This window comes from Kitasatospora sp. NPDC036993 (genome assembly GCF_055607525.1).
Genome location: NZ_JBVJRP010000007.1, coordinates 42,138 through 55,534 on the forward strand (window position 1 = coordinate 42,138; position 13,397 = coordinate 55,534).

Here is a 13,397-nt window from a genome sequence, read left to right on the forward strand (position 1 = left end):
GAGGCCAGGTCGTCACACATGAGCAGTCAGTCAGGGCAGCAGCAGCCCTTCGACACCGCGGACGTGGGGGACGCCCCCGTGGTGACGGCCCCGGACGGGGCCGAGGTGTACCCGCTGCTGGTGCTGGAGGGGCAGGGGAGCCTCGCGGTCTTCGCGCTCGCCCCCGGGCAGGTGACCCGCGCGGTCTCGCACGCCACCGTGCAGGAGCTGTGGCAGGTCACCGCGGGCAGCGGCGAGCTCTGGCGCCGCCAGGGCGGGCGCGAGGAGACCGTACGGCTCGCGCCCGGTACGGCGGTGTCGATACCGCTGGGCACCGCGTTCCAGTTCCGCGCGGACGGGGACGCCGGGGAGCCGCTGCGGATCACCGCCGTCACCATGCCGCCCTGGCCGGGGACGGACGACGAGGCGCGCCCCGAGGAAGGCCCCTGGAAGGCGACCGTCCGATGAGGCGGGGGCTGTCGCGCCGCCTGCCGGCGGCGCTGGTCGCGGCCGCGGTGGTGCTCGGGCTCGCGGTCGCACCGGCGGCCGCCGCCGGGCCGGTCGGGCCCGCCGAACCACAGCTCCAGTCGCGCTACGTGACCATGCCGGACGGGGTCCGCATCGCCGTCGACGTCTACCTGCCCGAGGGCACCCGGGCGGGCGCCCGACTGCCCACCGTCCTGGTCACCCAGCGCTACTGGCGGGCCGCCGTCAAGGCCGGCGAGACCGGCGGCGTCAGCAGCGCGGCCAGGCAGTGGACCGCCCGCGGCTACGCCTACGTGGTCGCCGACCTGCGCGGCACCGGCGCCTCCTTCGGCACCCTGACCTCGGAACTCGGCGCCGACGTGACCGCCGACAGCGGCCCGCTCAGCGACTGGATCGCCGGCCGGCCCTGGTCCAACGGCCGGGTCGGCACCACCGGCATCTCCTACGGCGGCGACACCGCGATGCTCGCCACCTCCCTCGGCAACCACCACATCACCGCCGCCGCCCCGGTCTCCTACGACTTCGACCCGTACGAGGACCTGGTGCGCCCCGGGGGCGTGCTCATCGAACCCAGGGTCGCCCGGTACGGCTTGGTGCTGCGCGTCCTCGACCAGGCCGGCGGCACCACCTGCGAGACCGACGACTCGACCCGGCGGCTCTGCGCGGAGGTCGGCCTCACCGGACTCCAGCCCCGGCCGGTCGACGGCCCCGACGGCCAGGCCCTGCTCGCCGCGGCCCGCGCCGAGCACGCGGCCAACGCCAACCTGGTCGAGATGGCGCACACCGGCGTCCACCGCGACTACCGGAACGGCCCCGAGAGCTGGACGGTCGGCAGCGTCGGCGAGCGGACCGACGCCGTCGAGGCCGGCCGGGTGCCCGTCCTGACCAGCGCCGGCTGGCTCGACGCGGGCACCGCCAACGGGGTGCTCTCCCAGTTCACCGGCCTGTCCAACACCCAGGACGACTGGATCGGCCCCTGGAACCACGGCGCCGCCTGGCTCGCCGACCCGTTCCTGCCGGCCCGCCCGCTCACCGCGCAGGAGCGCACCGAGAACGACCAGCGGGTGCTCGACTTCTTCGACCGCTACGTCCGGGGCGACGCCAGGCCCGACGGCCGGCGGCAGGTGCACTACTACACGTTCAACGAGGGCGTCTGGCGCACCACCGACCGCTGGCCGGTGCCCGGCACCCGCACCCAGCGGTTCCACCTCGGCGCCGGCGGCACGCTGGCCGGCCGTCCCGACGGCCACCGCACCGGCTCCGACCTGCTGCGTCTCGACCCGACCGCGGGCACCGGACCGCTGGACCGCTGGAACACCAACCTCAGCGGCGACGAGGTCGTCTACCCCGACCGCGCCGCCGTCGACGCCAAGCTGCTCGGCTACACCACCGCGCCGCTGACCGCCGACACCCGGGTCACCGGCAACGGCAAGGTCACCCTCGACGTCACCGGCCTCGCGGGCTCGGCGCGCGGCGCCCTGCACGTCTACCTGGAGGACGTCGCACCGGACGGCCGGGTCACCTATCTGACAGAGGGGCAACTCGCCCTGGCCGACCGGGCGGTGGCCGACCGGGCGGACAACCCGGACTGGCGCCGGCTGCGCACGCCGCGCAGCTACGCCGCCGAGGACGCGGCGGACCTCCCGCAGGGCCGCCCCCAGAAGGTCGCCATCGACCTCCAGCCGGTCTCGGTGCTGTTCCGCGCCGGCGACCGGATCCGGCTCACCGTCGCCGCCGCCAACCCCGACTCCTTCGAACTGCTCCCGGCCGACGGACGGGCGGACTACCGGATCGGCTGGGGCGGCGACCGGGCATCGGTGCTGGAGCTGCCGGTCGTGCGCTGAGGTCCGCACCCGGGGGGCGCCCGGCCTCGGCCGGGCGCCCCCGACCCGTCACGCGTCCACGACCTCCAGCCCGTACGCCGTCACGGCCTGCCGCAGCCCGCCCGGGTACCCGGCCAGGGCGGGGGTGAACTCCCAGTCCCCGGAGGGCTCGCGGTCGAACCGGCCGAGCCGCATCGCCGTGTTGGTCTCCGCGCCGTCCGCCAGGTGCACCACGGCCGCGTCCTGCCCGGCGCCGGCCTCCAGGATCAGCGCCGGCCCGGCGAAGCCGCCCATGGTGGCGCCGGGGTGGTTCTCGGTGTCGGCGGCGGCGATGACGACCAGCCGGTCGACATGGGCGGGCAGCCCGTCGAAGTCGACCATCAGGCAGGCGTTCGCGTCGCCGTAACCCGTCACCAGGCGCACCGAACCGTCGGGCGTCGAGCCGTTGTTGTAGAACACCAGGTGGTCGTCGGAGAGCGCCGTGTTGCCCTGGCAGACCAGGGCGGCGATGTCGTACTCCTCCTCGCCGGTCCAGTGCAGGAGCAGCCGGGCGGGCTCGGCGGCCACCTCGATCGCGGGCAGCCCGTCCAGCGCGCCGGCCTCGGCGGAGGCGTCGTCCTGGGCGTCCGCGAAGACCTCGTGGAAGCCGTGGTGCCTGAGCAGCCCGACCAGCTCGGCGCCGTTGATCAGGGAGATCGGCTTGCCCGCGACGAACTGGTGCGAGCTGGGGCCGAACCTGCTGGTGGTGACCAGGACGGCCTTGGTCGCGGTCTGGTCGTGCCGCAGCGTCCCGTACAGGTCCCGTACGGCCGAGGGCGCCACGGTGTCCCGGTAGCGCTTCACCTGGACGATCACGTTCCCGCCGCGGAACGGGTCGGGGTCGGCGCCGCGGACGTCGACCCCGCCGTCCCTGGACCGCGCGGTGAGTTCGACCTTCATGCCCATCGCCTCCATCAGACGGGCGATCAGCCCTTCGAAGTCGACCGGGTCCATCGCCAGCAGGAGCTGGAGCTCGCGGACGCGCTTGGCCATCCGGCCACGGTTGGCGTTGGTGTCGTCGCGGAGGTGACGGAACAGCGCGCGCTGGGCGCGGCGTTCGTCGGTGTCGGGGTTGCTGAGGCGGTGGAGCTTCCGGCTCCGGGACATGGGCGTGCCCCCTCTTGCAGGTGACGGTTGTTGCAGGCGTCACCGTAGGGGAATCGTGGACGAAGCACTGTCGGGCCGTCAGTTCCGCCGCACAATCGAGACCTGGGACGATGCGGCGGCCCTGCGGCGCGTGCGGGCCGGGGCCGGACACGGGCGGGGCGGACGGTCGTGCACGCCCACGAACGGCGGGGTGCCGCCGGTGGGCGTTCGAACGACGGACAATCGCCCCCAGGAACCGAGGAGGAGCCGAGGAGGAGGCCGCGGTGGAGTTCGAGGTCATGATCGAGATCCCGCAGGGGTCGCGGAACAAGTACGTGATGGACTTCGCGGCGGGCCGCATCCGCCTGGACCGCACCCTCTTCACGGCCACCCGCTACCCCGCGGACTACGGCTACGTCGAGGGCACCCTCGGCGGCGACGGCGAGCCGCTGGACGCCCTGGTGCTCGGCGGCGAGCCGGCCGTCCCCGGCTGCGTGCTGACCTGCCGGGCGGTGGGCATGTGGGTGATGCGCGACGAACGCGGCCCGGACCAGAAGGTGCTCTGCGTCCCCGCCCGCGACCCGCGCTACGCGGACCTGCGGGACATCGGTGACCTGCGGGAGTTCGACCTGCTGGAGATCACCCACTTCTTCCTGGTGTACAAGGACCTGGAGCGCGGCAAGTCCGTCGAGGGCTCGCACTGGGCGGGCCGCGACGCCGCCCACGCCGAGATCGCCGAGTCGCGCGCCCGCGCGGCGGGCACCCGCTACGCCGGCCCGGCGTAACGGGTGCCAGGGGGCGGGCCGTCAGGGCCGGGCGGCCCGTCAGAGCCGGACGGTGCTCAGGATCGCCCGCACCTCGTCGCCGATCGCGGCCTCGTTCTGCTCGAACTCCGGTGCGGTGAGCCGGTTCGGGTCGGCCGGCAGGCCGGTCAGGACCGGGGTGTGGAGATGGCCGCCCGGGAGGTCGGGGGCGAGGAACACGCGCAGCCGGTTGGAGCGGTAGGCGACTTCGTTGGAGAGGTACCCGCCACCGCCGCCGGAGACGGCGCGGGAGCCGGGGGTGGGCCCGTCCGGCCGGAAGACCGGGGCGGTGGCGCCCGCCGGGATCTCGGTGACGAAGGTGTTCAGCAGCACCGGGAAGGGCTGCTGGACGGAGGCCATCGCGTCGACCGGCAGGGTGGTGCGGACGAACTGCGGCCCGGGGGCCAGGCCGGGAGCGTCCACCGGGTGCTCGGTGGTGCCGCCGGAGAGCGCGGCCACGTTGTCGGTGGCCGGGTCGGCGGAGCGGGCCCGCCCGGCCCACTCCTCCAGGGTGAACTTGCCCGGGTAGCCCTGGCTGATGCTGGTGATCAGGTCGGCGGACTGCCGGCCGGGCCGCAGGTGCGGAGCGAAGGCGCGCTCCGCGATGCCCCCGTCGAAGTCGCCGTAGCGCACCGGCAGGACGACCGCCCGCACCTCGGCGGCGCTGCCGTCGGCCAGCGTGATCCGCTGCCCGTGCAGTCGCAGCACGGCCGCGCCCGAGGGGTTGGCGCGGCGCGGCTCGACGTCCAGGCCGAACGGGTCGAAGCCGCTGAGGAAGATCCGCCGGACCCCGGGGGCGGAGCCGAACCCGTCGTCCAGGCCGCGCGAGGCGTCCTCGAAGCGGACCCGCAGCGCGGCGTGGTCGACGTCGAACCGGGGCTGCCAGTGGGCGAGCCGGACGGTCATGGCGAGCCTGGTCCAGTACAGCGGGCGGTCGTCCCCGGCGGGCAGTTCACCGCTCGGCCGGCGGCCCTGGGCGCGGTCCAGACCGGCCTGCCAGAGCGCCCGGCCCCAGGTCTCCACCACCCACTGGGCCTGCCGGGCGTTGCGGGCCGCGCACAGGGCCGAGGGGAAGCCGTCGAGCAGCCCGCCCAGACCGGAGCGTTCGGTGAAGGCCGCCGTCCGGGCGTCCTGGAGGCGGGACTGTTCGGCGTCCAGGGGCACCGTGGCGGAGGTGCGGCAGCCGGCCGGGGCGGCCTGTGCGACGGCCGGGGTCAGCAGGGCGGCGAGGGTTCCGGTGAGCGCGGCGGCCAGTCCGGCGACGCGGCGTAGACATGTCATGTGCGCTGACAATAGGTCCGGCCCTGACGGCCCGCCAGGGTGTCGGCACGGTGGCCGTGGGCTGGGTCGGTGGCCGTGCCCGACCTCTCCCCGACGTCCCTGGTCGCCGACCCGTACGGCGGCTGCACCCGGCTGCGCGCCGGCACCCCCGTCCCTCGGGTCGTCGGCCCGGACGGCCTGCCGTTCCGGCTGGTGACCCGCTGCCAGGACGTCCGCCAGGCACTCGCCGACCCCCGGCTCGGGCCCTGACGGAAAGCTGACGGTTCGACCGGGAACCGTCGCGAGTTCTACAGCGTTGTCGTATTCGGACAGCGGTACTCGTACGGTGGTGGAGGAAGTTCCATGAGCGTGGCCCTGACGAAGGGCGGCAACGTCTCCCTGGGCAAGCAGGCCCCCGGGCTGCGGGTGGCCCGGGTGGGGATCGGCTGGACGGCCGGGCCCGGGTACGACCTGGACGCCAGCGCGCTGCTCTGCGGGGCGTCCGGGAAGGTCGCCTCGGACCAGCACTTCGTGTTCTTCAACAACCTGCGGAGCCCGGACGGCTCGGTCCGTCACCTGGGCGGGTCCGGCGACGGGGTCGACCGGGAGCAGATCGAGGTCACGACGGCGGACGTCCCCGCCTCGGTGGAGAAGATCGTCTTCGCGGTGGCGATCTACGACGCGGCTCAGCGCCGGCAGTCCTTCGGGCAGGTCGGCGGCGCCCACATCCGGGTCACCGACCCGGACAGCGGCGCCGAGGTGGTCCGGTACGACGTGGCGTCGGAGGCCGGCCGCGAGACGGCGATGGTGTTCGGCGAGCTGTACCGGCACGGCGCGGACTGGAAGTTCAGGGCGGTCGGGCAGGGCTACGTCGAGGGGCTCGCGGGCATCGCCACGGACTTCGGCGTGGACGTCCTGCAACCGGCTCCCGCCGCCGCGCCCGCTCCGGCCGCCCCCGCTCCGGCCGCCCCCGCGGCGCCGCCCGCGCCGCCGGTTGCCCCGCCCATGCCGCTCGCGGCCCCGGTGCCGCCCGCGGCCGCGCCCGTCGTTCCGATGAACCAGCCAGGAGCAGGGAGTTCCCCCGTGACGTGTTTCTTCGACCCCTCGCACGGCGCCGCCGGTGCGGCGGTGCTGTGGTCGCCGCAGTGGGGCGTCCCGCGCCAGATCGAGGCCTGCGTGGCCTGTGCCCAGCGGGTGCAGACCAACCTCCCGCCGTTCTACACCCCGGCGCAGGGCGGCTACCCGCAGCCGGTGCAGCAGGGCGGCTATCCGCAACAGGTCCAGCAGGGCCAGCCGCAGGTGCCTGGCCAGCAGGCCCAGGGCGGGCGGCGCTTCGGCACCGGCGCGCTGATCGGCGCGGGTGCGGCCGGCCTGGTCGGCGGCGCGCTGCTGAACGAGGCCTTCGACGACGACCCGCAGGTGGTCGTCAACAACCACTACGAGGACGACGGCTTCTTCTAAGCCGTCAGGCCGCGGTTCGGCGAGGGCCGTCGGGGGTGCTCCCCGGCGGCCCTCGCTGTCGGTGCGGTGCGCTTGAATGGCGGCGGAGCACCGTTCCGACCGGGGGAGACGCACCGATGACCACGCTCGACGCCGGGCTGCCGGCCGCCGCCGGGAACCCCTCCGCGGCCTGGCTGGAGTCCTGCTTCGGCCCGGGCACGCTCTGGCGCCCCGAGACCCTGCCCGAGCGGCTGACGGCGCCGGGCGCCCGGGCGTTCCTGGGCGAGGTCGGGGTGCCGGCCGTCGGGCTCGACTTCGTCGGCTTCGACGCCACGGACCTGCCCGGGCGCGGGATGTGGGAGGCGGACCTGGACGAGCTGTTCGGCGAGCGCACGTCGGACGACGACACCCCGCCGGGCAACTGGGGGTACTGCGTCGGGAGGTTCGACGAACTGCACCTGATGGTGGCCGGCGACACCGGCGCCGTGCGGATCTACCATCCGGACGGCTGGGACCACGGCCGCGGCGACGGCGGGCGGGCGGCCGACTCACTGCCCGCGCTGATCGGCGCGCTGGCGCTGCCGGCCGGGCTGGAGGAGCGGATCCGCGAGGGGGACGCCAGGGCCGCGCTGGACGAGTTCGCCGCGCTGGTGGAGGAGTTGGGGCAGGGGCCGGAGGAGTCGGACCTCTGGGCGGGCCTGCTGGAGAGCCTGCGCGAGGAGTACCAGGAGGACCCGGACGAGGGCTGACCGCCCCGGGCCCGACGGCCGCACACCGCGCCTGCGCCGTGCGGCCGTTCGCCGTGCCCGCGGTCCGTACGGTCAGTCGCCCCGGCGCCGGTACGCCCCGGCCCTGGCCGCCGCCTCGGCGGCCTGGGCCGCGCGGTCGGCGGCGGCCTCGTCCAAGGGCTCCGCGGTGGTGAGCATCCGGTAGTAGAGCGGTGCCGAGACCGCCCGGACGACCTCGAACGCGTCGGTGTCCGGCGGGAGTTCGCCGCGCTCGACGGCCGCGGTGACGCACGGCGCCCACTCCTCGACCCGGCGCCGGTAGAAGTGCCGCAGTGCCTCGGCCGCGTCCGGGTCGCAGTTCGCCGCCACGAGGACGGCGCGGAACAGCGCGCCCTGCCGGGGATCCGCCAGGGTGCGCCGGACGAGCCGGGCGTTGGCCCGCAGGTCCCCGGCGAGGGAACCGCTGTCGGTGTGCGGCAGCGACTGCTCGGCCATGTCCGCGAGCAGGTCGGCGACCAGGGCGGTGGTGCTGCCCCAGCGGCGGTAGACGGTGGTGCGGCCGACCTCGGCCCGCTGGGCGATGTCGCCGAGGTCGAGGCCGCTGAAGCCGTGCTCGACCAGGGCGTCCTCGGCGGCGCGCAGGACGGCGGCGCGGACCCGGGCGGTCCGGCCGCCGGGGCGGACGGTGCCGGGCGTGGAGGGCTCGGGCTGCGCGGGCGAGGGGGGCTCGACGGCCATTAACGGGATTCCTGTTCCATTAGAGGCGTGGAGTCTGTTAGGTTCAGGACATCCTAACGGAACGAGAGTCCCATTATGGGCTTCGAGGGGAGAATCGTCATGACCACCACCACCGACATGGAGTACCGCCGGCTCGGCACGTCCGGGCTCAAGGTGCCCGCGCTCAGCCTCGGCACCGGCACCTTCGGCGGCCGCGGGCCGCTGTTCGGGGCCTGGGGCACCACCGACGTCCAGGAGGCCCGCCGGCTGCTCGACATCGCCATCGACGCCGGGGTCACCCTCTTCGACACCGCCGACGTCTACTCCGACGGCGCCTCCGAGGAGGTGCTCGGCCAGGCCGTCCGCGGCCGCCGTGACCAGGTGCTGATCTCCACCAAGGCCGGCCTGCCCACCGGCGAGGGCCCCCAGGACGCCGGCACCTCCCGCGCCCGGCTGGTCCGGAGCGTCGACGACGCGCTGCGCCGCCTCGGCACCGACTACCTGGACCTGTTCCAGCTGCACGCCTACGACGCCGGCACCCCGATCGAGGAGGTGCTCGCGACCCTGGAGGACCTGGTCCGGGCCGGCAAGATCCGCTACACCGGCGTCTCCAACTTCTCCGGCTGGCAGCTGATGAAGTCCCTCGCCCTGGCCGACCGGCACGGCCGCCCGCGCTACGCCGCCCACCAGGTCTACTACTCCCTGGTCGGCCGCGACTACGAGTGGGAGCTGATGCCGCTCGCCCGGGAGGAGGGCGTCGGCGCGCTCGTGTGGAGCCCGCTCGGCTGGGGCCGGCTCACCGGGAGGATCCGGCGCGGGCAGCCGCTCCCGGCCGGCAGCCGGCTGCACGACACCGCGGACTACGGCCCGCCGGTCGAGGACGAGCTGCTCCACCGGGTGGTCGACGCGCTGGACGAGGTCGCCGCCGAGACCGGGCGCACCGTTCCCCAGGTGGCGATCAACTGGCTGCTGCGCCGGCCGACCGTCTCCTCGGTCATCATCGGGGCCCGCAACGAGGAGCAGTTGCGGCAGAACCTCGGCGCGGTCGGCTGGGCCCTGACGGAGGAGCAGGTGGCCCGGCTGGACGCGGCCAGCGCCCGCACCGCGCCGTACCCGTACTTCCCGTACCGCCGGCAGGAGGCCTTCGCCCGGCTCAACCCGCCGCTCGCCGGCTGAGGCCCGGCGGGGGACGTCATGCCGGGGCTCCTCGGGGGCCGGCTCGCGGGGCGGCACGGTCGGTCGATGACGGCCGGCCGGGTGAGTCCGCTGGGAGCCGGGAGAACAGCCTGTCCACTTCGGAGCTCCGCCGGTTGCCGGAAGCGGAGAGCGGCCCGCCCCCTTGGGGGCACCGTCGTGACGTGCCGTCAGGGTGCGGGTGCGCGGGCACGCGGAGTGGGCCCCGGCCCGGGAGATGTCCGGGCCGGGGCCGGACCGGCGGCCGCGGCGGCTACCGCCGGTGCCAGGCGGCGAGCAGCTCGGCCTCCCCGGCGGGGGTGAGTGTCTCCGGCTGGGGTTCGAACGGCCCGATCCCGCGGGCGGTTTCGGCCACCGGGCGGAGCGCCAGCCCGGTGGCGAGGCCGGCGTCCCGGTCGGCGATCAGGTGGGTGGCGTCCGGGAGCAGTCCGGCGCCGGACCGGCCCCGGTGCACCACCGTGACCTCGTGTCCGGCGGCCAGTGCCGCCTCCGCGAAGTGGAGGCCGATGAAGCGGGTTCCGCCGATGACCAGAATGCGCATTCGGACATCGTGCCAGTCCGGGCCGCGGTGCGGCCACCCGGTGCCCGGTTGTTGCGCAAGTTGTGCGTGGGGTAAGCGAGTCGGGGAGCGGTGTGGACGGTTCCGGGGGGAACCGTGTTCGACGGTCGACCGCACGTGGCGGCGGTCGTGGGGGGTTTCGGAAGGTGCCCGGCCGGTCGCCGCTGGTCAGTCGCCCGGCGGCGGTGGCGGGCAGTGGACCGTGACGGCCTTGTGACGTCTGGGGAAACGTCAAAGTTCCTTGTTTCCCGGCGAACTTGTGTGAATCCCCTTTAAGCTCCCGTTAACAATGACGGCTTTTCGCCACTCGGGAACTCGCTCGCGAGGCCGGCCGGAAGGCCCAACTGGACGATGAGAGCAGGGATGACGACGACAAGTGAACGAACCGTCGGTACCGGGCGCGGCCCGGACCGGCGGTCGGGCGGGCCCGAGCGCCGGGCCTCCGGCCGTCGCACCGCGGGCGGCGCGGTGGCGCTGGCCGTGGCGATCGGCGCCTGCTCGTTGGCGGCGGCCCCTTCGGCCTTCCCGGCGGCCGGCGACGGGACGGTGAAGGTCCGGGTGATCCGGGCCGTGGACACCGACGGGGTGTGGACGCCCGGACTCGAATCGGGGACGGCGGGCGTGAAGGTGACGCTCACCGATGCCGCAGGGGTGTCCGTCGAGGGCACCACGGCGGCCGACGGAACGGTGACGCTGGCGCCGGCCACCAAGCTCACCGGCGGCAAGTACCGGGTCCAGGTGGTGAATCCGAAGCCGGGCGTGCTCTACCCGGCCTTCGCCTCGCGCCAGGGCCTGGACGGCGCGCCGAACCAGCTGAGCTCCAACGAGGAGTTCGTCGACCTCTCCGGCGGCAAGACGGTCGAACTCACCACGGGGCTGTGGAGCCCGGGTGACTACTGCCAGAAGAACGCGCCGCTGGTGACGACCTGCCAGCCGGCGACCCGGGAGGGCGGGGCGGGGCACACGCTGGTGTCCTACCCGTACAACTCCCGGGGCGTGGCGGGCACCGACGCGACCGTGACCGACCTGGCCACGGGCGAACAGACCGGGAACCTCTACGGCATCGCCTGGAACAAGGCCGACCGGCGGGTGTTCGCCTCGGCCCAGGCCAAGCGGAGCACCAGCTACGGCCCCGGAGGCCCCGGCGGCATCTACGTCACCGACGTGGCGCAGAAGAAGACCACACTGTTCGCCACCGTCCCGGACGCGGGCACCACCCCGCACGGCCCGGGCAACGACGACGGCTTCCTGCCCGCGGTGGGCAAGGAGAGCCTCGGCGCGATCAAGGTCACCGACGACGGCAAGGACCTGTTCGTCGTCAACCTCCACGACCGCAAGCTCTACCGCTACGACGCCACCGCGGCGACGGCGGCCGAGCCGAAGGCCGCCTACCCGATCCCCGACCCGGGCTGCCCGGCGGCCGGGGACTGGCGTCCGTACGGCCTCGGCCTCCAGGACGGCGTCCTCTTCGCCGGCGGCGTCTGCTCGGGCGAGTCCGCCGGCAAGGCCTCGGACCTGCGCGCCCTGGTGCTGCCGTTCGACCTGGCCACGGGCACCTTCAAGGCGCCCGTGCTGGACCAGCCGCTCGACTACCCGCGCGGCACCACGGTCGGCGGGCCGTGCCCCGGCTCCGCCTGGTTCCCGTGGCAGGACACCTTCCCGTCCTCGCAGAACGGTCAGGCCTGCGGGGCGAACTACATGGCCAACCCCGAGCCGGCGGTGGCCGAGATCGCCTTCGAGACCGACGGCTCGATGCTGCTCGCCTTCCGGGACCGCTTCGGCGACCAGTCGGCGGCCGGACCGACGGCCGGCACGATGTCCACCGTGCTGTCCGGCGGTGACCTCCTCAAGGCCTGCCCGGCGAACGGCACCTACGTGCTGGACACGAACCTGGGCTGCGGTTCCACGGCCCGGGGCCAGCGGTTCTTCGACAACTTCCGCATCGGCCACAACAACCCGGCGAACGCCGGGATGGCGTTCTCGAAGGTCGAGGACTCCATCGCGACTTCGGGCTACGACAGCAACGGCATGGCCTTCGGCTACGGCAGCGCCTTCGTCAAGCGCGACGGCAAGCCGGACGGCGGCCTGCGGCTCAACCCGGTCGGTCCGTACCCGGCGTTCGGCAAGGGTGCCGCGATGGGCGACCTGGAGGTCCTCTGCGACCAGGCTCCGCTCCAGATCGGCAACCGGGTCTGGTACGACCCCGAGCGCAGCGGCCTCCAACTGCCGGGCCAGAAGCCGGTGCCGGGCGCGACCGTCCACCTGTACGACGAGTCGGGGAAGCTCGTCGGCACCACCAAGACGACCAAGCGCGGCGAGTACTACTTCGACGACAGCAACGTCGACGGCGGCCTCAAGCCGCGGACCAAGTACACGATCAAGCTGGACGACCCGGCGGACTACGCCAAGGACGGCCCCCTCTTCCAGTGGGTGCCGACCGGCCACGACGTCGGTGACAACCGCTTCATCGACTCCAAGGGCATCGTCCCCAAGGACGGCAAGTACCCGGAGCGGGCGCTGACCACCGGAGGCCCCGGCGAGAACGACCACACCTACGACTTCGGCTTCCGTCAGCAGGAGGGCGCGCTGCGCCTGGTCAAGCACGACCAGGACGGCAAGCCGCTGGCCGGCGCCAAGTTCCAGCTGTGGCACGAGACCAACGGGACCGACGGGCTCCAGCCGACCGGCGACAAGCCCGACGCCAAGGTCGGCGAGCCCTGCACCACCGCGGCCGACGGCCTCTGCCAGGGCACCGGGCTGCCCGGAACGTACTACTGGCAGGAGCTGAGCCCGCCGGAGGGCTACGAGGCCCCGAAGGTCACTGTCTTCGGCCCGCTGGTGCTGACCCCGGCGAACCTCGACGCCGGTGTGGAGGTGACGGCCGTCAACACGCTGATCCCCACCCCGACGCCCACCCCGACGCCGACGCCGACGCCGACCCCGACCGAGACGCCGACCCCGGCGCCGACGACGGCGGCTCCGGTGCCCCCGGCACCGCCGGCGCCGCCGGCCCCCGCACCCGGGCACCTGCCCAACACCGGTGCGGGCGACGGGATGCCGGTCCTGCTGACCGGCGCGGCGGGGCTGATCACCCTCGGCGCCGCGATGGTGCTGACGGGTCGTAGGCGCAGGTCCGCCCGGCGCGGCTAGCCTCTTCCGGGAGCCCCGCGTGGGGAGCCCGGTGCGGGGAGACCCGCACCGGGACAGGTCGGGCGGGTCCGGGGACCGAACGGTCCCCGGACCCGCCCGACCGTCATGACCGACCGAGGAAAGGGAGCGGACC

At 74.5% G+C, this 13,397-nt stretch carries 11 protein-coding genes and 1 pseudogene; 8 read left to right on the top strand and 4 right to left on the bottom strand.

The annotated features are described in order from the left end of the window. Nucleotides 1-18: 18 nt before the first annotated feature. Together ACZ7C5_RS16470 and ACZ7C5_RS16475 are read left to right on the top strand one after the other, a co-directional pair. Nucleotides 19-447, top strand: coding sequence for a cupin domain-containing protein (locus ACZ7C5_RS16470; RefSeq protein WP_401083846.1), 429 nt, complete (start codon nt 19-21; stop codon nt 445-447). Further along, a complete protein-coding gene (locus ACZ7C5_RS16475) occupies nt 444-2,309 on the top strand; it encodes a CocE/NonD family hydrolase (RefSeq protein WP_470322803.1) in 1,866 nt (621 codons plus the stop codon). The genes ACZ7C5_RS16470 and ACZ7C5_RS16475 overlap by 4 nt, the downstream gene beginning before the upstream one ends. A 48-nt stretch (nt 2,310-2,357) precedes the next feature. Here ACZ7C5_RS16475 and ACZ7C5_RS16480 read toward each other — a convergent pair whose 3' ends face one another. After that, nucleotides 2,358-3,434 (bottom strand): restriction endonuclease, encoded by a 1,077-nt coding sequence (locus tag ACZ7C5_RS16480; RefSeq protein ID WP_470322804.1) that lies wholly within the window; start codon nt 3,432-3,434, stop codon nt 2,358-2,360. Nucleotides 3,435-3,697: 263 nt separating this feature from the next. On the opposite strand from ACZ7C5_RS16480, the gene ACZ7C5_RS16485 reads away from it, so the two are divergent. After that, nucleotides 3,698-4,198: an inorganic diphosphatase gene (locus ACZ7C5_RS16485; protein WP_401083851.1), complete on the top strand. Its 501-nt coding sequence runs from the start codon at nt 3,698-3,700 to the stop codon at nt 4,196-4,198. Between the two features lie 39 nt (nt 4,199-4,237). Here ACZ7C5_RS16485 and ACZ7C5_RS16490 read toward each other — a convergent pair whose 3' ends face one another. Further along, complete coding sequence (locus ACZ7C5_RS16490; protein WP_470322805.1) at nt 4,238-5,497, bottom strand: pyroglutamyl-peptidase I; 1,260 nt, start codon at nt 5,495-5,497, stop codon at nt 4,238-4,240. A gap of 69 nt (nt 5,498-5,566) precedes the next feature. Between ACZ7C5_RS16490 and ACZ7C5_RS16495 the strand changes: the two genes are divergently transcribed. The 3 genes and pseudogenes from ACZ7C5_RS16495 to ACZ7C5_RS16505 all read left to right on the top strand — a co-directional run bounded on the left by ACZ7C5_RS16495 (nt 5,567) and on the right by ACZ7C5_RS16505 (nt 7,665). Further along, nucleotides 5,567-5,746 (top strand): hypothetical protein, encoded by a 180-nt coding sequence (locus ACZ7C5_RS16495; RefSeq protein WP_401083854.1) that lies wholly within the window; start codon nt 5,567-5,569, stop codon nt 5,744-5,746. Between the two features lie 93 nt (nt 5,747-5,839). Continuing rightward, nucleotides 5,840-6,391: pseudogene (locus ACZ7C5_RS16500) on the top strand (TerD family protein); the annotation flags it as partial. Nucleotides 6,392-7,053: 662 nt separating this feature from the next. Then, complete coding sequence (locus tag ACZ7C5_RS16505; protein WP_401083855.1) at nt 7,054-7,665, top strand: SUKH-4 family immunity protein; 612 nt, start codon at nt 7,054-7,056, stop codon at nt 7,663-7,665. A gap of 72 nt (nt 7,666-7,737) precedes the next feature. Here ACZ7C5_RS16505 and ACZ7C5_RS16510 read toward each other — a convergent pair whose 3' ends face one another. Then, nucleotides 7,738-8,382, bottom strand: coding sequence for a TetR/AcrR family transcriptional regulator (locus ACZ7C5_RS16510; RefSeq protein WP_401083857.1), 645 nt, complete (start codon nt 8,380-8,382; stop codon nt 7,738-7,740). Between the two features lie 117 nt (nt 8,383-8,499). On the opposite strand from ACZ7C5_RS16510, the gene ACZ7C5_RS16515 reads away from it, so the two are divergent. Then, on the top strand, nt 8,500-9,537 hold the full coding sequence (locus ACZ7C5_RS16515; RefSeq protein ID WP_188301784.1) for an aldo/keto reductase: 1,038 nt from the start codon (nt 8,500-8,502) through the stop codon (nt 9,535-9,537). 271 nt (nt 9,538-9,808) lie between these two features. On the opposite strand, the gene ACZ7C5_RS16520 is transcribed toward ACZ7C5_RS16515, so the two are convergent. After that, entirely contained in the window at nt 9,809-10,096 is a 288-nt protein-coding gene (locus ACZ7C5_RS16520; RefSeq protein ID WP_470322806.1) for an NAD-dependent epimerase/dehydratase family protein, read from the bottom strand. Nucleotides 10,097-10,477: 381 nt separating this feature from the next. Here ACZ7C5_RS16520 and ACZ7C5_RS16525 point away from each other — a divergent pair, with 381 nt between their 5' ends. Beyond that, the gene (locus ACZ7C5_RS16525) at nt 10,478-13,264 is read left to right on the top strand and encodes an SdrD B-like domain-containing protein (protein WP_470322807.1); all 2,787 of its coding nucleotides are present in this window, start codon (nt 10,478-10,480) and stop codon (nt 13,262-13,264) included. The last annotated feature ends 133 nt before the right edge of the window (nt 13,265-13,397 follow it).